Origin of the sequence: Noviluteimonas lactosilytica, from assembly GCF_020866925.1 — a bacterium.
Classification (GTDB): Bacteria; Pseudomonadota; Gammaproteobacteria; order Xanthomonadales; family Xanthomonadaceae; genus Noviluteimonas; species Noviluteimonas lactosilytica.
The window spans coordinates 26448-45473 of record NZ_JAJGAK010000001.1; the positions used below are offsets into that span (position 1 = coordinate 26448).

At 67.6% G+C, this 19026-nt stretch carries 19 protein-coding genes; 4 read left to right on the top strand and 15 right to left on the bottom strand.

Annotated elements, in window-relative coordinates; translation table 11 throughout:
• Positions 1-15 precede the first annotated feature (15 nt).
• From bamB to ndk, 6 genes are all read right to left on the bottom strand, one after another.
• On the bottom strand, positions 16-1215 hold the full coding sequence (bamB, locus tag LK996_RS00135; RefSeq protein WP_230525153.1) for an outer membrane protein assembly factor BamB: 1200 nt from the start codon (positions 1213-1215) through the stop codon (positions 16-18).
• Positions 1215-1853 carry a YfgM family protein gene (locus LK996_RS00140; RefSeq protein ID WP_230525154.1) on the bottom strand — a complete coding sequence of 213 codons (639 nt, stop codon included), beginning with the start codon at positions 1851-1853 and terminating at the stop codon, positions 1215-1217. Before LK996_RS00140 ends, bamB begins: the two co-directional genes overlap by 1 nt.
• A gap of 96 nt (positions 1854-1949) precedes the next feature.
• Positions 1950-2810 carry a helix-turn-helix domain-containing protein gene (locus LK996_RS00145; RefSeq protein WP_230525155.1) on the bottom strand — a complete coding sequence of 287 codons (861 nt, stop codon included), beginning with the start codon at positions 2808-2810 and terminating at the stop codon, positions 1950-1952.
• Positions 2807-3589 carry a type IV pilus biogenesis/stability protein PilW gene (gene pilW, locus LK996_RS00150; RefSeq protein ID WP_230525156.1) on the bottom strand — a complete coding sequence of 261 codons (783 nt, stop codon included), beginning with the start codon at positions 3587-3589 and terminating at the stop codon, positions 2807-2809. Before pilW ends, LK996_RS00145 begins: the two co-directional genes overlap by 4 nt.
• Positions 3590-3611: 22 nt before the next feature.
• Positions 3612-4766 carry a dual-specificity RNA methyltransferase RlmN gene (gene rlmN, locus LK996_RS00155; RefSeq protein WP_230525157.1) on the bottom strand — a complete coding sequence of 385 codons (1155 nt, stop codon included), beginning with the start codon at positions 4764-4766 and terminating at the stop codon, positions 3612-3614.
• Positions 4767-5192 (bottom strand): nucleoside-diphosphate kinase, encoded by a 426-nt coding sequence (gene ndk / locus LK996_RS00160; RefSeq protein ID WP_230525158.1) that lies wholly within the window; start codon positions 5190-5192, stop codon positions 4767-4769.
• Between the two features lie 237 nt (positions 5193-5429).
• On the opposite strand from ndk, the gene LK996_RS00165 reads away from it, so the two are divergent.
• The 4 genes from LK996_RS00165 to LK996_RS00180 all read left to right on the top strand — a co-directional run bounded on the left by LK996_RS00165 (position 5430) and on the right by LK996_RS00180 (position 10189).
• Positions 5430-6050, top strand: coding sequence for a TetR/AcrR family transcriptional regulator (locus LK996_RS00165; RefSeq protein WP_230526796.1), 621 nt, complete (start codon positions 5430-5432; stop codon positions 6048-6050).
• Between the two features lie 70 nt (positions 6051-6120).
• Positions 6121-8496, top strand: a complete 2376-nt coding sequence (locus LK996_RS00170; RefSeq protein ID WP_230525159.1) for a 3-hydroxyacyl-CoA dehydrogenase/enoyl-CoA hydratase family protein — start codon at positions 6121-6123, stop codon at positions 8494-8496.
• 5 nt (positions 8497-8501) lie between these two features.
• Complete coding sequence (locus LK996_RS00175; protein ID WP_230525160.1) at positions 8502-9707, top strand: acetyl-CoA C-acyltransferase; 1206 nt, start codon at positions 8502-8504, stop codon at positions 9705-9707.
• 53 nt (positions 9708-9760) lie between these two features.
• Complete coding sequence (locus LK996_RS00180) at positions 9761-10189, top strand: hypothetical protein (RefSeq protein ID WP_230525161.1); 429 nt, start codon at positions 9761-9763, stop codon at positions 10187-10189.
• A gap of 33 nt (positions 10190-10222) precedes the next feature.
• Here LK996_RS00180 and LK996_RS00185 read toward each other — a convergent pair whose 3' ends face one another.
• The 9 genes from LK996_RS00185 to cmk all read right to left on the bottom strand — a co-directional run bounded on the left by LK996_RS00185 (position 10223) and on the right by cmk (position 18990).
• Positions 10223-10744 carry a hypothetical protein gene (locus LK996_RS00185; protein ID WP_230525162.1) on the bottom strand — a complete coding sequence of 174 codons (522 nt, stop codon included), beginning with the start codon at positions 10742-10744 and terminating at the stop codon, positions 10223-10225.
• Between the two features lie 25 nt (positions 10745-10769).
• Complete coding sequence (gene galU, locus LK996_RS00190) at positions 10770-11699, bottom strand: UTP--glucose-1-phosphate uridylyltransferase GalU (RefSeq protein WP_230525163.1); 930 nt, start codon at positions 11697-11699, stop codon at positions 10770-10772.
• The gene (locus LK996_RS00195; RefSeq protein ID WP_230525164.1) at positions 11699-13606 is read right to left on the bottom strand and encodes a nucleoside-diphosphate sugar epimerase/dehydratase; all 1908 of its coding nucleotides are present in this window, start codon (positions 13604-13606) and stop codon (positions 11699-11701) included. The genes galU and LK996_RS00195 overlap by 1 nt, the downstream gene beginning before the upstream one ends.
• Positions 13603-14595, bottom strand: coding sequence for an MraY family glycosyltransferase (locus LK996_RS00200; protein ID WP_425493726.1), 993 nt, complete (start codon positions 14593-14595; stop codon positions 13603-13605). The genes LK996_RS00195 and LK996_RS00200 overlap by 4 nt, the downstream gene beginning before the upstream one ends.
• Positions 14595-15776, bottom strand: a complete 1182-nt coding sequence (gene lapB, locus LK996_RS00205) for a lipopolysaccharide assembly protein LapB (protein ID WP_230525166.1) — start codon at positions 15774-15776, stop codon at positions 14595-14597. Before lapB ends, LK996_RS00200 begins: the two co-directional genes overlap by 1 nt.
• Positions 15777-15779: 3 nt before the next feature.
• Positions 15780-16052: a LapA family protein gene (locus tag LK996_RS00210; RefSeq protein ID WP_230525167.1), complete on the bottom strand. Its 273-nt coding sequence runs from the start codon at positions 16050-16052 to the stop codon at positions 15780-15782.
• A gap of 65 nt (positions 16053-16117) precedes the next feature.
• A complete protein-coding gene (locus LK996_RS00215; RefSeq protein ID WP_036168855.1) occupies positions 16118-16420 on the bottom strand; it encodes an integration host factor subunit beta in 303 nt (100 codons plus the stop codon).
• A gap of 73 nt (positions 16421-16493) precedes the next feature.
• On the bottom strand, positions 16494-18191 hold the full coding sequence (gene rpsA, locus LK996_RS00220) for a 30S ribosomal protein S1 (protein WP_255656129.1): 1698 nt from the start codon (positions 18189-18191) through the stop codon (positions 16494-16496).
• Between the two features lie 106 nt (positions 18192-18297).
• Entirely contained in the window at positions 18298-18990 is a 693-nt protein-coding gene (cmk, locus tag LK996_RS00225) for a (d)CMP kinase (protein WP_230525169.1), read from the bottom strand.
• Between the last annotated feature and the right edge of the window lie 36 nt (positions 18991-19026).

The following is a 19026-nucleotide window of genomic DNA, read 5'->3' on the forward strand; positions in this document are numbered from 1 at the left end:
TTCGCCCGTTTGCCTTTATTGGAGGCGGAAGGCGCTGACCTCGCCGTCGATGTTCTGCACGAGCAGCACGCCGTCGGCGACGACCGGCGCGGCCTTGACCGCTTCGCCGCCCACGCGCATGCGCGCGGCGAACTGGCCGTTGTCCAGGCGCAGCCAATGCACGTAGCCGTCGAAGTCGCCGACGACGGCGTAATCGCCCTGCACCGCCACGCCCGTCAGGCTGCGACGCGCCAGGCCCGGCTGCGACCACAGCGAACCGCCGGTGGCCTTGTCGATCGCCCACACGGTGCCGGCCGGATCGGCGACGACGACGCGATCGCCCGCGCTGCCGACGCGGCCCGCGCCGCCGTTCTCGCGCTGCCAGATCGGACGGCCGGTCGGGCCGTCGATCGCCATCGTCTGGTTCTTGAAGCTCGAGGCGAAGATCGTCGTGCCGTCGAGCACGGGCGCGCCGTCGATGTCGGCCATGCGATCGAGTTCGCTGCGGCCTTCGGGCTGCGCGACGGCCTGTTCCCACAGCAGGCGGCCGTCCTGTTCGGACAGCGCGACGAGCGTGCCGTCGTCGTTGCCGACGAACACGAAGCCCGGGCCCACCAGGACCGAATCGTTGCCGCGCACGGTGAGCGACGGCAGGTCGCGCGACCAGAACCAGCGACGCTGGCCCGATGCGGCGTCGAACGCGGTGACGCGGCCGTCGTTGCTGCGCACGAACACGAGACCATCGGCGATGACCGGCGCTGCGATCACTTCGGCGCCGACCCGGCCCTTCCACTTCTCGGCGCCGCTCGCGGCGTCGAGCACGATCACTTCGCCGTCGAGCCCGCCGACCGCGACCAGGCCGCTGCCCGCGCCGGGACCGCCGGACAGGCGCACGCGCGGCTTGTCTTCGATTTCTTCGGGTTCGTAGACCCACTGCTGCGCACCGGTCTGGAGGTCGAAGGCGCGCACGCCGCCATCGATCGCGGCGACGAAGACGCGGCCGTCGGACACGACAGGCCCCTGGCGGACGCCGGTGTTGCCTTCGCCGTCGCCGGCATCGACCGACCACATCTTCGACACGTTGACGGTGGGCGTGAGGTCGACGAGTTCGGCGGGTTCGGCCGCCTTCTTGTCGTCCTTCGCGCCGAACCAGCCCTTGATCGTGGTGCAGCCGCCGAGGACGACGACGCAGGCGAGCACCAGCGCGACGCGCTGGATCGTGTGACGGTTGCGCATCAGCTACGGGCCTCCGGACCGGCCGGAGTGCCACCGACCTGGATAAGCTTGAGTTCGACGAGGCGCCGCGCAGGCGTCGCAACGTCCAGTTTCACCAGCGCCTGCGCGTATGCCGCGCGCGCTTCTTCGATCTTGCCGAGCGCGTAAAGCGCATCGCCGCGCGCTTCGATCGCGGCGGCGCCTTCGGGCTTGTCGCCGAGCAGCGCCAGCGCTTCCTGCGCCTTGCCCGCGTCGAGCAACAGGCGCGCGGTGCGCGAACGCACGACCGACATGATCGCCGCGTCCTTCGACTGCACGCCACGGAGCGTCGCGATGGCGGCGTCGCGGTCGCCCGCGTCGACCTGCGCACGCGCGAGCTGCATGCCCGCAAGCGCTGCGTAGTCGGAATCCTGTTTTGCGAACTTCGCGTATTCCGCGCTCGCCTTCTTGACGTCGTTCGCGCCGAGCGCGGCGACGACCGATGCGTACTGCTGGCCCATCTGGGCGCGCTGGCCTGCCTGGTGCTGCTGCCACCAGTTCCAGCCGCCGATCACGGCCAGGCCCAGTGCGATGCCGGCGATCAGGCCGGCGCCGTTCTGGCGCAGCCAACCGCGGACGCGTTCGCTTTGTTCGTGCTCGTCGAGCAAATGGTCGACCATGCTGCCTCTTGGGCTAAGGGGGACGAAGTGCGATGGACCGCACGCGAGCGCGTGCGTTGCACTACGCCGCAGCCCGGCTCGCGGACTACCCGCGCGTCAGTCGCGGACCGGCGCCAGGGAGCCGTCAGAGGATACCGTAAAGCGCGCGACGTTCGCTCGGCGGAACGGCGCCGTGTCCAGTGCGCGATCGCCGCGCTGGACCATCACCGCCGAGGCATTGCCCAGCGTGATGCGGCCTACTTCGCTGGACTTGAAGGTCCGGACCTGCCCCGCGGAGAGGAGGCCTTTTTCGAGCGTGCGGCCATCGGTCGCGAGGACCTGCACCCAGCTGTCGCCCGTGAGGCGCAGCACCAGTGCGTCGCCTGCGGCGGCCTGGCGCGGCGACAGCGTCGGCGTCATCGAGGCGACGACGGTGGGTTCCTGCGCGACGGGCGCGTCGTTCTGTCCCGGCGCATCGACGGCCACCGCCGCGCTGGGCGCCGGTGCGTCGAGCGACTGCACCGTCGCCTCGTCGTTGCGGCCCATGAGGTGCGGCTTGGTCGCCAGCCACACGGGCACGACGATCGCGGCGGTCAGCACGATGTAGACGAGGCGACGCGTGCCCTGCTCCACCAGGCGCTTCGTGCGCGGCGTGTAGCTGCGCGCCACGATGGGCGTGGGTTCGATGGGCGCGATGCCCGATGCGGCGATCGTGGTCGAGGTCACCAGGCCGAGCAGGCGCGAATAGCTGCGCAACTGGCCGCGCACGAAGACCGGCGCACCGAGGCGACTCCACTCTTCGGCTTCGAGCGCCTGCACGACGCGCACCGGCATCTTCAGGCGTTCGGACACGTCTTCGATCGACAGGCCCGCGGCCTCGCGCGCCTTGCGCAGACGCGCGCCGACACCCGGCTCGCCGCCGTGCGCGTAGGCGTCTTGCGCGTTTTTATCGGGTGCGTGCTCGTGTTCGCTTTTCATGGCGACTTCGATCCCCCTGCGTTCCCCAACGCAGCACCGGGGAACTCCTCCCTCAGGCGGCGACCGTAACGCGACGCCGCGGCGCTGTCGCCGAGTTTGTCTTCGATTTGTGACGCAAGTAGGAGCGCCTCGGCGCTCGCGGGTGCAGCGGACAAACGGCGCTCGGAGAACGCGCGCGCTTCCATGTAACGACCACCCTGGAAATTCAGTCGCGCGAGCGCGTCGAGCGCCACGGCATTCGTCGGATCCGCGTCGATCGCCATGCGCAGGTCGCGCTCGGCGCGCGTGCTGTCGCCGGCGTCGAGCGCGCAGCGGCCCGCGTTCGCCATTGCCGCGGCGGGCGTCGTGTAAGTCGGGTCCTGCAGCGCGCGGTCGAACCAGTCGAGCGATTCCTTCGCACGACCGTTCGCGCACAGCCAGGTGCCGTAGTTGTTGAGCGCGCGACCGTCTTTCGGTGCGATCTCGGTGGCGCGCAGGTAGTAACCGCCGGCTTCCTGCGCACGGCCCTGCGCGTCCACCGCGACGGCGACCATCGTGTTGGCCGCGGCGGAATTCGGATCGACAGCGAGCCCCTTGCGCGCGTACTTTTCGGCGGCGGCGAAGTCGCCGGTGCGCAGGCGTTCCTCGGACAGCGTCAGCGAATTGCGCGCGGTCTGGCGCTGCTTGCCCTCGGCGGTTTCGTGCACGACGACCGGTTCGGACGTGCGCTCGAAATCCCCGCGGGACGGGTCGGTCTTGATGAAAGCGACGCGCGAACAACCGGCCCCGGCAAGGGCCACCAGGACTGCGAGCGCGACGGCGTCACGCCGCCGCATCGCCGATCCCCTGTTCGGCAAGGCGCTTGCGGAAATCCGCCTGGCGCCTGGTGCGATCGAGCACCTGCCCCTTGAGCTGGCCGCACGCAGCGTCGATGTCGTCGCCGCGGGTGCGTCGCACCGTCGCCAGCACGCGCGCTTCCTGCAAGGTTTTCTGGAACGCGCGGATGTCTTCTTCCGGCGAACGCTCGAAGCGCGTGCCCGGGAAGGGATTGAAGGGAATCAGGTTGACCTTGGCCGCGTCCTTCATCTGCACGGCATTGTCGAACTTGTGCATCAACCGCGCCAGCTGCTTCGCATGCTGCGGCTGGTCGTTGACGCCCTTCATCAACGTGTATTCGAAGGTGATCGACGTGCCCTTCTTGCGCGCGGCGTAGCGCACGCACGAGTCCATGAGCTCGGCGATCGGGTACTTCTTGTTCAGCGGGACGAGCTCGCTGCGCAACTCGTCGTTGGGCGCATGCAGCGAGACGGCGAGCGAGACGTCGCAGACTTCACCGAGCTTGTCGATCATCGGCACCATGCCGGCGGTCGACAGCGTCACGCGCTTGTTGGCCAGGCCGAAGCCCAGGTCGTCGCGCATCACGTTCATCGCGCGCACGACGTTGTCGAAGTTGGCCAGCGGCTCGCCCATTCCCATCATCACGACGTTGGTGAGCTTGCGCTGGTGGTGCGGCACGTTGCCGAGGTGGCGCGCGGCCACCCAGACCTGGCCGATGATCTCGGCCGTCGACAGGTTGCGGTTGAAGCCCTGCGTCGCGGTCGAGCAGAACGTGCAGTTGAGCGCGCAGCCCACCTGCGAGGACACGCACAGCGTGCCGCGCCCCTTGTCGGGAATGAACACCGTCTCGATGGCGTTGCCGCCATCCATGCCGAGCAGCCACTTGTGCGTGCCGTCGGCGGAAGGCTTCTCGAACTGCACCTTCGGCACCACGATCTCCGCCGCCTCTTCGAGCTTGGCGCGCAGCGCCTTGCCCAGGTCGGTCATTTCGGCGAAGTCGGTGACGTAGCGGTGATGGATCCACTTCATCACCTGGTGCGCGCGGAAACGCTTCTCGCCGAGAGTCTCGGCGAAGAAGCGCTCCAGGCCCTCGCGATCGAGGTCGAGCAGGTTCTGCTTCTTGGCGATCGCGTCGTTCACTTAGCGGGCGTAGACGTCGGTGGCGGGGAAGAAGTACGAGACTTCGATCGCCGCGTTCTCGAGCGAGTCCGAACCGTGCACGGCGTTGGCGTCGATCGAGTCGGCGAAGTCGGCGCGGATCGTGCCGGCAGCCGCGTCCTTCGGGTTGGTGGCGCCCATCAGGTCGCGGTTCTTCAGCACCGCGCTCTCGCCTTCGAGCACCTGGATCATCACCGGACCGGAGATCATGAAGTTCACCAGCGCGCCGAAGAACGGACGCTCGCGGTGGACCGCATAGAAACCTTCGGCTTCCTGCTTCGACAGTTGCTTCATCTTCGCGGCGACGACCTTCAGGCCGGCCTTCTCGAAGCGGGAATAGATTTCGCCGACGACGTTCTTGGCAACGGCATCGGGCTTGATGATCGACAGGGTGCGCTCCAGCGCCATGTGGAAACTCTCCGGGCAAGGCGGGCCGCGACGGTATTCGCGCGGGCCCGAGGATAACAGAAAAACCCGCGACGGAACGCGGGTTTAGCCGATATGGCTGGCGGCAATTCTAGCCAATGCATGCGCGTCATGCACGCGTGGAACGCAACGTCGCGTGACCGACGGTTTGACGATACTCCTGCGTACGGACTAGGATCGAACACGCGTTTGAACCAACTGTTTGAACTCTTTCGAAAAATGACGACGACCGCGCACTTTTCCACCAAGGACCGCATCCTCGGCGCCGCCGAGGAGCTCTTCGCCCAATACGGTTTCGCCGGTACATCCCTGCGTCAGGTCACGAGCCGCGCGGACGTGAACATCGCGGCGGTCAACTACCACTTCGGCAGCAAGGAGAACCTCGTCAACGAGGTCTTCCGCCGCCGCATGGACGACATGAGCGAACACCGCCTCCGCGCGCTCAAGGCCGCGGTAAAGGAACATCCGGGCGAACTTGAACCGATCCTCGCCGCGTTCGTCGAACCGGCGCTGGCGATGGCGCAGGACCGTCACGGCGGCGGCGCGTTCATCCGCGTGATCGCGCGCGCCTACGCCGAGAAGAACGACGGCCTGCGCAAGTTCCTCTCCGATCAATACGGGCATGTCCTGCGCGATTTCGCCAAGGCGATCGCCGGCTGCATGCCGGGCCTGACCAAGGAAGCGCTGTACTGGCGCCTGGACTTCCTGTCCGGCGCGCTGACTTACGCGATGGCCGACTTCGGCCTGATCAAGCGGCCGTCGGGCGTCTCCGAGGCCGCGCATCGCGAACACGCGGCGAAGGAGCTGATCCGCTTCGCCGCGGCGGGTTTCAAGAGCTGATCCCGCACCGAGTTAACGCAACCCTTTAAGTTCCCCCTCTTTCGTTTTCCCTTTCAAGGGCTTACGCAACATGTCGAAGAAACTGCTTGTACGCCGGGCCGCCGTGCTCGGCGCTGGCGTGATGGGCGCGCAGATCGCCGCGCACCTGACCAATGCCGGCGTGGATACGGTGCTGTTCGATTTGCCGTCGAAGGAAGGTCCGCCCGACGGCATCGCGATGAAAGCCATCGCCAACCTCGCGAAGCTCTCCCCCGCTCCGCTCGCCGACAAGGCGCTCGCCGATCGCATCACCCCGGCGAATTACGACACCGGCCTCGAGTTGCTGCGCGACTGCGACCTGGTGATCGAAGCGATCGCCGAGCGCATGGACTGGAAGCAGGACCTCTACCGCAAGATCGCCGACTTCGTGCCCGACCACGCCGTGCTTGCGAGCAACACCTCGGGCCTGGGCATCAACGCGCTCGCAGGCGTTCTGCCCGAAGCACTGCGCCATCGCTTCTGCGGCGTGCACTTCTTCAATCCGCCGCGTTACATGCACCTGGCCGAGCTCATCCCGGCGACGACCACCGACGCCGACATCCTCGAAGGCCTGGAATCGTTCCTCGTCACCACGCTCGGCAAGGGCGTCGTGTACGCGAAGGACACGCCGAACTTCATCGGCAACCGCATCGGTGTGTTCTCGATGCTCGCGGCGATGCACCACACGCAGCGGCTCGGCCTTGGCTTCGACACGGTCGATGCGCTGACCGGCCCCGCGATCGGCCGACCGAAGTCGGCGACCTATCGCACCGCCGACGTCGTCGGTCTCGACACGATGGCGCACGTCATCAAGACGATGGCGGATACGCTGCCGAACGATCCGTGGCACGCGTACTTCGCCGCGCCCGAGTGGCTGCAGGCGCTCGTGGCCAAGGGCGCGCTCGGCGCGAAGACCGGCGCGGGTTTCTACACCAAGCGCGGCAAGGACATCCTCGTCGTCGACATCGCGCAGCAGGACTATCGCGCGAGCGCGGGCGACCTCGATGCCTCCGTCGCCGAACTGCTGAAGGAACGCGACCCGGCGAAGAAGTTCGCCGCCCTGCGCGCGAGCGAGCATCCGCAGGCGCAGTTCCTGTGGAGCTGCTTCCGCGACACGTTCCATTACAGCGCGTATCACCTGGCCGACATCGCCGACACCGCGCGCGACGTCGACCTCGCGATCCGCTGGGGTTACGGCTGGTCGCTCGGCCCGTTCGAAACCTGGCAGGCCGCGGGCTGGAAGCAGGTCGCCGACTGGATCGCCGAAGACATCGTCGCCGACAAGGCGATGAGCAACGCACCGCTGCCCGACTGGGTGTTCGATGGTCGCGAAGGCGTGCATGGCGCCGCGGGCAGCTTCAGCCCCGCGCGCAATGCAATGGTGCCGCGCTCGTCGAACCCGGTGTATGCGCGCCAGCGCTTCCCCGATCCGGTGCTCGGCGAGAAGTTCTCGCAGGGCCGCACCGTGTTCGAGAACGACGGCGTGCGCATGTGGGTCGACGAAGGCGACGACATCGCGGTGGTCGGCTTCAAGACCAAGCTGCAGACCGTCAACGATCACGTGCTCAACGGGTTGCAGGAAGCGATCGCGATCGCCGAACGCGATTTCCGCGGTCTCGTGATCTGGCAGCCGAAGGAGCCCTTCTCTGCCGGTGCGGATCTCGCCGGCGCGCTCGGCCTGTTGCAGGCCGGCGATGTCGCGGGCTTCGAAGGCATGGTCGCGAACTTCCAGCGCACCAGCCAGCGCATCAAGTACGCGCTCGTGCCGGTCGTCGCCGCGGTGCGCGGGCTGGCGCTCGGTGGTGGCTGCGAGTTCCAGATGCACGCGGCCCGCTCGGTGTTCTCGCTCGAAAGCTATGTCGGCCTCGTCGAAGCCGGCGTCGGCTTGCTGCCCGCGGGCGGCGGCTTGAAGGAATTCGCGGTGCGTGCCTCCGAGGCCGCAGGCCCCGGCGGCGATGTGTTCGCGCAATTGAAGACGGCGTTCGAATCGGTCGCGATGGGCAAGGTGTCGACCTCGGCGCTCGAAGCAAAGCAGTTGCAGCTCGCGCGCGCAGGCGATGGCGTCGTGTTCAACGCGTTCGAACTGCTGCACGTCGCACGCGCGCAGGCGCGCGCCCTGGCCGATGCGGGGTATCGCCCGCCGCTGCCGGCGCGCCGCATCCAGGTCGCGGGCGATGTCGGCATCGCGACGTTCAAGATGATGCTGGTCAACATGCTGGAAGGCCGCTTCATTTCGCCGCACGACTACGAGATCGCCACTCGCATCGCCACCGTGCTGTGCGGCGGCGCGGTCGATCGCGGCACGCTGGTCGACGAGGAATGGTTGTTGCGCCTGGAGCGCGAACATTTCGTGGCGCTTGCGCAGATGCCGAAGTCGCAGGAACGCATCGCGCACATGCTCAAGACCGGCAAGCCGCTGAGGAACTGACAAACATGAGCAAGCAAGTACAAGAGGCCTACATCGTCGCCGCCACCCGCACGCCGGTCGGCAAGGCGCCGCGCGGCATGTTCCGCAACACCCGCCCCGACGACATGCTCGCGCACGTGCTGCGCAGCGTCGTCGCGCAGGCGCCGGGGATCGATGCTTCGCGCATCGGCGACGTCATCGTCGGCTGCGCGATGCCCGAAGGCGAGCAAGGCATGAACGTCGCGCGCATCGGCGCGCTGCTCGCCGGCCTGCCGAACACGATCGCCGCGCAGACCATCAATCGCTTCTGCTCGTCGGGCCTGCAGGCCGTCGCGCTCGCGGCGGACCAGATCCGCCTCGGCCACGCGGACCTGATGCTCGCCGGCGGCACCGAATCGATGTCGATGGTGCCGATGATGGGCAACAAGGTGGCGTTGAGCCCCTCCGTGTTCGCCAACGACAACGAACACATCGCGATCGCCTACGGCATGGGCATCACCGCCGAGAAGGTCGCCGAGGAATGGAAGGTCTCGCGCGAAGACCAGGACGCGTTCGCGCTGGCCTCGCACCAGAAGGCGATCGCCGCGATGCAGGCGGGCGAGTTCGATGCGGAGATCTCGCCGTACGAGATCGTCTCGCACATTCCCGACGGCAACGTCATCAGGGAAGTGCGCCGCATCGTGAAGCTCGACGAAGGCCCGCGCCCCGACACGTCGCTGGAAGGCCTGGGCAAGCTCAAGCCGGTGTTCCGCAACGGCCAGTTCGGCGGAACGGTCACCGCAGGCACCAGTTCGCAGATGAGCGATGGCGCGGCGGCGGTGCTGCTCGCGTCCGAACAGGCGATCAAGGATTACGGGCTGACGCCGCTGGCGAAGTTCCGCAGCTTCTCGGTCGCCGGCGTGCGCCCCGAAGTGATGGGCATCGGCCCGATCGCCGCGATTCCGAAGGCGTTGCAGCAGGCGGGCATCACTATCGACCAGCTGGACTGGATCGAGCTCAACGAAGCGTTCGCCGCGCAGGCGCTGGCGGTGATTCGCGACAGCAAACTCGATCCCGCGAAGGTCAACCCGCTCGGCGGCGCGATCGCGCTCGGCCATCCGCTCGGTGCCACGGGCGCGGTGCGTACGGCGACGATCGTGCACGGCCTGCGTCGTCGCCAGCAGAAGTTCGGCATGGTGACGATGTGCATCGGCACCGGCATGGGCGCCGCGGGCATCTTCGAAGCGGTGTAACCGGGCTGACGGGCGGACTGGACAGGACGCCCGCCCCACGGTGAGATGGCGCGATGGAAATCCATCGCGCCGATCGTTCGTATCGCAACCGCAGCGCACTGCTGCTCGCAGTCGTCGTCGTGCTCTGCGCGGCGCTGCTTTGGCAATTGCAGGTGTGGCTGGGGAGCCTGTCGACGGCGCTGGCGGGCAGCGATGCCGTGACGCTCGCGCGATGGTTGCGCATCTTGTTCGTTGCGCTGGGCATCGGGCTCGCCGTGCCCGCCGCTGCACTCGGCGTGTCGCTGCGCCGGCTCGCGCATTCGAGCCGCATCGAAGGCCGCTTCCCGCCGCGTGCGCTCAAGACCTGGCGCGACGTGCGCGTGTTGCGCGACCGCCCTGCCCTCGAATGGGCGCGTCGCGTCGAAATCGCGGCGAACGTTGCGTTGCTGCTGTCCGCCGTGTTGTTCGCATGGTCGGCGTGGGCGTGGTGGCGGTTCTCGTAGGCGCCGAATCGTAGCGCCCGCCTCTCCCGCGCGTCAGTCGATCCGCGCCATGCGCGCCAGCAACACCAGGAAGATCGCCAGCACCAGCACCGAGGCGAGCAGCAACGCGACGATGCAGCCGGCGTACACCGCCACGAGCGCATCGCCCCATCCGCCCAGCGCGCCGATCGCGGCCGCGACCGCGGACAGCGCCATCAGCGACACGAGCACGAACGGGAAGAACGACACGCGCGGCGGATAGCCGTTGCGCGTGAGGCGACGTCCCGCGCGCGCCAGCACGCCGCCGAGGACGAAGGTGTAGATCGCGAGGATCGCGCTCGCCAGTCGATAAACGCGCGCATCGGACCAGTCGAACAACGACAGCCACATCGGCAGCAACGCGAGCATCAACGCGCCCATGCTCGTGCCGAGCATCCATGCGAGCGACCAGATGTCGCGCGGATGCCAGCCTTCCGGCGATGCGGTGCGAATGGCCGCGATCAATCCCGAGAAGCCGGCCAGCGCGACGCCGACCTGCGCGGTCGTGACGAGGAACTCGGTGACCGCCTGGGACATCGCGCCTCCCCGGCCCGCCTGCGCGTTACTTGAGCTCGACCACTCCGAGTTCGTCGAGCGCGTTCTGCATCGTGCGCGCGGCGGCTTCGCTCAGCTTCTCGTGGTCGAGCGCGTAGCGGATCGTGGCTTCGATCAGGCCGATGTGCGTGCCGCAATCGAAGCGCGTGCCGCGGAAGCGATACGCATCGACGGTCTGCTCCTTCAGCAGCGCGGCGATGGCGTCGGTGAGCTGGATCTCGCCGCCGGCGCCGGGCCGCACTTCCTCGAGCAACGCGAAGATGCGCGGATCGAGCACGTAACGGCCGACGACGGCCAGCGTGCTTGGCGCGTCTTTCGGGTCGGGCTTCTCGACGATCGCATCGATGCGGCCGTTGCGACCGGTGAAGTCCTGCGTCGCGACGATGCCGTAGCTCCCCGTCTTGTCCTTCGGCACGTCCTGCACGGCGAGGACGCTCGCGCCGGTGTCGAAGGCGTGGTCGGTCATCTGCTTCAGCGCGCCGGGGCCGCGATTCCAGATCAGGTCGTCGGGCAGCAACACGGCGAATGGTTCGTCGCCGATCACTTCCTTCGCGCACAACACGGCGTGTCCGAGCCCGAGCGCTTCGGCCTGGGTGACGAACACCGCGCGCACGCCTTCGGGCAGCACGTTGCGAACGAGTTCGAGCTGTTCCTGCTTGCCTGCGCGCTCCAGCTTGTGTTCGAGCTCGTAGGCCTTGTCGAAGTAATCGGCGACCGCGTGCTTGTAGCGATTGGTGATGAACACCAGGGTGTCGCAGCCGGCTTCGATGGCTTCATCGACGGCGTACTGGATCAGCGGCTTGTCGATGATCGGCAGCATTTCCTTCGGCACCGTCTTGGTCGCCGGGAGGAAGCGCGTGCCGAGGCCGGCAACGGGAAACACCGCCTTGCGCACGCGGCGCGGCGCGGCGGAAGACGTGGAGGCATTCGGGGTCATCAGATCCTGCGGGAGTGACGGGCGGGAAAGGCCACCACAGTGGCCGCGCGCGCGTGCACGGCGGGTGCAGGCGCGAATTCCGGCACCGCTTCGCGCAGCTGCTCGGACATCGCATCGAGGTCGTAGCGCGCACAGGCCTCGCGCAGTTGCGCGATCGAAATGCGCACGGCTTCGGCCGGCACCGCGCGCGGTTCGGCCTGGAGGATCTTCGGATGCGACGTCGGGCGATATCGCTCGTCGGCGTGGAAGAGCGTTTCGTGCAGCTTCTCGCCGGGGCGCAGGCCCGAGTACACGATGGCGATGTCGCGGCCCGGCTGCTTGCCCGCAAGGCGGATCATCTGCTCGGCGAGCAGGCGGATCGCGATCGGGTCGCCCATGTCGAGCGTGTACACCGCTTCGTGCGAGCCGATCGCCGAGGCCTGCAGGATCAATTGGCAGGCTTCCGGGATCGTCATGAAGAAGCGCGTGACTTCGGGATCGGTGACCGTCACCGGGCCGCCCTTGCGGATCTGTTCGCGGAACAGCGGCACGACGCTGCCCGCCGAATCCAGCACGTTGCCGAAGCGCACCGTGACGAAGCGCGTCGCACGGCGATCGACCAGCGATTGGCACACCATCTCGGCCAGGCGCTTGGTCGCGCCGAGCACGTTGACCGGATCGACCGCCTTGTCGGTGGAGATCAGCACGAAGGTGCCGACGCCCGCGTTCTGGCACGCCGACGAAACGGTGTCGGTGGCGAGGACGTTGTTGCGCACCGCTTCGCGCAGTTGTTCCTCGAGCAGCGGCACCTGCTTGTACGCGGCGGCGTGGAAGACCGCATCGGGTTCCGACAGGCGCAGCGCATGCGCGATGACCGCCGGATCGCCGCAGTCGCCGAGCAACTGCACGCAGTCCAGATCGGGGAAGTCGCGTTGCAGCGCGGCGACGGTGGTGGTGAGCGCGAGTTCGTCGATCTCGACGATCGCCACGCGGCGTGCGCCGTGCTTCGCGCACTGACGGCACAGTTCGGCGCCGATCGAACCGCCGCCGCCGGTGACCAGCACCGAGCGTCCACCGAGCCAGCCGCGGATCGCTTTCCAGTCGGGCATCACCGGGCTGCGGCCGAGCAGGTCCTCGATCGCGACTTCCTTCAGCTCGCCGGGCTGCGAACGGCCTTCGAGCATGTCGTCCAGGCGCGGCACCATGCGGAACGGCAGGCCGGTGTTCTCGCATGCGGCGACGACGCGCTGCAGCAGCGTGGCGTGCACGGACGGCATCGCGATGACGATCAGGCGCGCCGCGGTTTCGCGCGCGACTTCTTCGACCTTGTCGATTTCGCCGAGCACCGGCACGCCCTGCACCTTGCTGCCGCGCAGTTGCGCGGCATCGTCGAGGAAGCCGACGGGATCGTAGGCGCCGGTGCGACGCAGGTCGCGCACGAGCGCTTCGCCCGCACGACCCGCGCCGAGGATCAGCACGCGCACGCCCGCGGCACGATTGCGCGCGAGCGTGTGTTCCTTCCAGATGCGATACAGCAACCGCGGCGCGCCGAGCAGCGCGATCAACGCGAGCGGATACAGGAACAGCACCGTGCGCGGAACGGTGGCGAGTCGGTTGTAGAGGAACAGGCCGAGCGCGATGGCGATGACGCCGAGCACCGCGGCTTTCGTCAGGTTGTACAGGTCGGGCACGCTCGCGAAGCGCCACAGGCCGCGATACAGCCCCACGCGCCAGAGCACCAGGCCCTGCGCGATGAGCACGAGCAGCATCTCCGGCGACCACAGCGACGGAATCTCGACGGGCGTGCCGGCAAGGCCGTGGCGGACGAGCCGCAGGCCGTTCCAGCTCAGCCAGACCATGGCGAGGTCGTGCACCAACACGGCGGTGCGCGGAACGACCGACGCCCAATTGGGTCGCCAGCTCGTCATTCGGTGCTTTCCTTCACCCGCGGCACTCCTTTCCCCTGCAGTGACAGCCAGATCCCCGCACCGGCGATATACCACGCCGCGATGAATCCAGACACCTGCGCCGTGTCCCGGTCGCGACTGCCGAGCCAGGCCATCAACACGATCGAGGCGATGGTCCACCCCGCATAAGCGCACGTCACCGGCACGTGCGAGCCGAGCCGCCGGGCCCACGCCTGGTAGGCGTGTTGCGAGTGCGGCTCCCAGAAACGTTCACCGCGCACCACGCGGCGGCCGAGCGTCAACCCGGCATCGACGAGGAAGGCCGAAGGCGGCAAGGCCCACAGCCATGCATGCGTCAACGGCGCATCCGCGAGCCCATGGACGAGCAACGCGGCGAGCGCGAAGCCTAGTGTACCGCTGCCGACATCCCCCAGGAAAATCCGCGCCTTGGGGAAGTTGAACGGGAGGAAGCCGAGCGTCGCCGCCGCGAGCGCGGCAGCCCACCACGACCACGCATCGGCCTCGAGCACGACGATCGGCAATGCGACCAGGAGGGCCTGGCTGGTCGCGATCCCGTCGATCCCGTCCATGAAGTTCCAGATGTTGGTCAGCGCCATCGCCAGCACGAATGCCCCGCCGGCGAGGATCGGTTCACGGGTCGCGTGCCACGTGCCGGCGGCCAGCAGGGCCGCGGCGACGACCTGCACGCCCAGGCGCAGGAACGGGGAAAGCGGACGGTGATCGTCGATCAGCCCGACTCCGGCCACCATCACGAGGCCGGCGAGCATCGCGGCGAGTTCGACCCGGTCGACGACGACGCCCAGCAACCACACCCCCGCCAGCACAAGCACGACGACGATCCCGATGCCGCCGCCGCGCGGGGTCGGCACGGTATGGGCGCGACGTTCGCCCGGCGCATCCAGCAACTGGCGGCGCAGCGCGTAACGACGCGCGAGCCACGTGAGGCTTGCACTGACGAGCAGACTGGCGAACAACCACGCGCCGATCATCACACCACCGCGTAGTTCAGCAGCGGCTTGATCGATCCCCACTCCTTGCAGCTCGGGCACTGCCAGTGGTGCGCGCGTGCGCCGAAGCCGCAGCGATTGCAGCGGTAGCTCGGATTGCGCACGAGCAACTGGTCGGTGATGTGCTTGAGGTCTTCGAGCGTCGCGGCGGGATCGCCGCCGTCGGCGAGCGTCAGGTCGATCAGCGCCGCTTCGCCGCGCACCGACGGACGATCCTTGAGTTGCTGCGCGAGATACGCGCGCGCCGCGGACACGCCTTCGTCGGATTCCACCATGCGCGTCAGCGCGAGCACGGGGGCGACGCCGCGATAGTGTTCGATCATCTCGCTCAGGAAGCTGCGCGCACCGGACAGGTCGCCCACGTGTTCGTAGGCCGGCAGCAACTGCGGGAGGATCTCGGGGAGATAGTCGGGATCGATGCGCGCGACGCGTTCGAAGGCGCGGATCGCGGCGGCTTCGTTGCCGCCGTCGAGTTCGATGCGGCCTTCGAGGATGCCCGCGCGGACGGAGTTCGCGTCGGCTTCGTAGGCGCGCGCGACAGCGGCGCGCGCGGCTTCGTTCTCGCCCGCCGCGCGATGGCGGTCGGCGAGTTCGCATTCGAATTGCGCGACCAGCTTGCCCATCGGCTCGCCGGTGATGTCCTCGAAGCGCGTGGCGTTCTCGATCGCCTTCGACCAGTCGCGTTCGGCCTGGTAGATGCCGATCAGGTGCTTGAGCGCCTGCGGTGCGCGCATGTCGAGCCGAACGAGATCGCTGAAGACCGTTTCGGCGCGATCGAGCAGGCCCGACTTCATGTAGTCCTCGCCGAGCGCGAGCAGCGCCTGCACCTTCTGCTGGTCGGACAGGTCGGGACGCTGCACGAGCGCCTGGTGCAATCGGATCGCGCGGTCGACTTCACCGCGGCGACGGAACAGGTGGCCCAGCGCGACCTGCGTTTCGAACGTGTCCTTGTCGAGCTCGGCGATGCGCAGGAAGACTTCGATCGCCTTGTCGGGCTGTTCGTTGAGCAGGTAATTGAGGCCGCGGAAGTACGTCGTCGACAGGCGGCTGACCTGCGTGTCGCTGTGGCGTTCGCCACCGCGTCGGCCGATCAGCCAGCCGCTCGCCGCGGCCAGCGGCAGCAGCAGGAAGAACCAGAACCACTGGTCGACGAACTGGAGCATGCGTCAGGGGCCCTGTCGATCGGAAGGCGGGCGCGGCGCATCGACGCGCTCGGCGCGGCGCAGGCGATTGCGCAACGGAATGACGACGCTCGCCGCCAACGCGAGCCCGCCGGCGACGACGCCGATCAGCAACGACACGATCACGATCACGCCCAGCGAACTCGTCGCCTGCGCGAAGCCGAAGTCGAGTACGGCGGCTTGCGGATTGAGCGCGCCCACGACGACGCCTGCCGCTAGGCATGCGAGTGCGATCAACAATCGGATCAGGCGGATCATTCGGCTCTGCGGCTCCTTCGCGGGGTCGAACTTGCGTCCGGGACGGGCCCCAGCTTAGCCGAGAGTCATGCGTCCGGTTCTACCGGGACCACGCCGCTGACGCGTTCGCGCAGTTCCTTGCCCGGTTTGAAGTGCGGGACGTGCTTGCCCGGAAGCGCGACGGAGTCGCCGGTCTTCGGGTTGCGCCCCAGGCGCGGCGGGCGATAGTGCAGCGAGAAGCTGCCGAAGCCGCGGATTTCGATGCGTTCGCCGCCGGAGAGCGACGCCCCCATCATTTCCAGCAAGGACTTCACCGCGAGATCGACGTCGTCCGCCTTCAGGTGTCCCTGGCGCGCGGAGAGGATCTCGATCAGTTCGGACTTGGTCATGCGGGCTCGCGGGGTTCGCAGGCGGGTTGTGCGAAGGGCGGCCCGGAACCCGGGCCGCCCTCGCGGTACTGCATTACTCGGACTTGCTGTTCAGCTGTTCGCGCAGCAGCGCGCCAAGCTTCGTCGTGCCGCTGGCGGCATCCGAAGTCTTGTTGTACTCGGCCAGGGCTTCGGCGGTGTCCGCCTCGTCCTTCGCCTTGATCGACAGCTGCAGCGTGCGGCCCTTGCGGTCCATGCCGATGAACTTGGCTTCGACCTGGTCGCCGGCCTTCAGGTGCTGGCTGGCGTCGTCGATACGCTCGTGCGCGATGTCGCGGGCCGAGACGTAACCTTCCACGCCGTCGCCGAGGTCGATGGTCGCGCCCTTGGCGTCCACTTCCTTGACGGTGCCCTTGACCTTCGAGCCCTTCGGGTTCGCCGCCATGTACTGGCCGAACGGATCCTGCTCGAGCTGCTTGACGCCCAGCGAGATGCGCTCGCGTTCCGGGTCGACGGCGAGCACGACGGCTTCAAGGGTGTCGCCCTTCTTGAAGTTGCGCGCGACGTCTTCGCCGGTCGAGTTCCAGCTGATGTCCGACAGGTGGATCAGGCCATCGATACCGCCGTCCAGGCCGATGAAGATGCCGAAGTCGGTGATCGACTTGATCTGGCCCGACACCTTGTCGTTCTTCTTGTGGATCGCGGCGAAGGTCTCCCACGGATTGCTGGTGACCTGCTTCATGCCGAGCGAGATGCGGCGACGCTCTTCATCCACGTCGAGCACCATGACCTGCACTTCGTCGCCGACCTGCACGACCTTCGACGGATTGACGTTCTTGTTCGTCCAATCCATTTCCGACACGTGCACGAGGCCTTCGACGCCCGGCTCGATCTCGACGAACGCACCGTAATCGGTGACGTTGGAGACCTTGCCGAACACGCGGGTGTTGGCCGGGTAACGACGGGCGATGTTGTCCCACGGATCCTCGCCCAGCTGCTTCAGGCCGAGGCTGACGCGGTTGCGCTCGCGGTCGTACTTGAGCACGCGGACGTCGAGTTCCTGGCCGACTTCCACCACTTCGGACGGATGGCGCACGCGCTTCCACGCCATGTCGGTGATGTGCAGCAGGCCGTCGATGCCGCCGAGGTCGACGAACGCACCGTAATCGGTGAGGTTCTTGACGACGCCCTTGAGCACGGCGCCTTCGACCAGCTTCTCGAGCAGCTGCTCGCGCTCTTCCGAGTGTTCGCTCTCGACGACGGCGCGGCGCGAAACAACGACGTTGTTGCGCTTGCGATCGAGCTTGATGAGCTTGAACTCGAGTTCCTTGCCCTCGAGGTACACCGGGTCGCGGACCGGGCGCACGTCGACCAGCGAGCCCGGCAGGAACGCGCGGACATCCTTGATGTCGACGGTGAAACCGCCCTTGACCTTGCCGCTGATGCGGCCGGTGATCGTTTCGTTCTTCTCGAGCGCCTGCTCGAGTTCGTCCCACACCATCGCGCGCTTGGCCTTCTCACGCGACAGCACGGTTTCGCCGAAGCCATTCTCGAGCGAGTCGAGGGCGACCTTCACTTCGTCGCCCACGCCAACGTCGATTTCGCCGGCGTCGTTGCGGAACTGTTCGATCGGCACGATGCCTTCGGACTTGAGGCCGGCGTTGATCACGACGACGTCGGTACGCACCTCGACGACGACGCCGGTGACGATGGCGCCCGGCTTGAGCTTGGCGAGGTTGGCCTGGCTCTGTTCGAACAGTTCGGCAAAAGATTCTGTCATTGCAGCGGACATGGAGATTCTCTGGGGGAGCTTCGGGATGAAGCGCCTGGGGTTGGAGGAATGAACCGCGCGGCGCACGATGCGCCGCTCGGGCTGTTCTGTCTGCGAGATCGCCTGCTCAGCGCGCCGGCAACAAGGCCAGCACGCGCTCGACGACGGCTTCGATCGAAAGGCCGGTGGTGTCGATCCGGACGGCGTCTTCGGCCGGCCGCAAGGGCGCCACTGCCCGGGTCGCATCGCGGGCGTCGCGGGCGAGGATCTCGCGCAACAGACCGGGCAATGTAACGGAAATGCCTTTTTCGCTCAACTGTTTATGGCGCCTTTCGGCCCGCTCTTCCGCACTGGCCGTCAGGAAGACCTTGTACGGCGCGTCGGGGAAGATCACCGTCCCCATGTCCCGTCCGTCGGCCACCAGGCCCGGCGGCTGGCGATATGCCCGCTGGCGGTCCTTCAGCGCGGCGCGGACCTCCGGGATCGCGGCGATGGCCGAAGCGGCCGCACCGGCGGTCTCGGTGCGCAGCTCGTCGGTCGCGTCCTTCCCGTTCACGATGATGTGCGGCTCCCCGCCGCCGTTCTCCAGGAACTGGATCTGCGTGTCGAAGGTGCAGCGGACCAGCGCCGAGGCGTCGGATAGGTCGATGTCGCCCCAGGCGGCGGCCAGGCCCACGCCCCGGTACAGTGCGCCGGAATCGAGGAAATGCCAGCCCACGCGCTGGGCGACGAGGCGGCTGATGGTGCCCTTGCCGGAACCGGAAGGGCCGTCGATCGCGAGGACGGGAATGGAGCTCGCTGCGGGGTTGGCGTCGGTCATGGGGCACGAGTGTAGTGCAACCACTTGAGCCGCCGA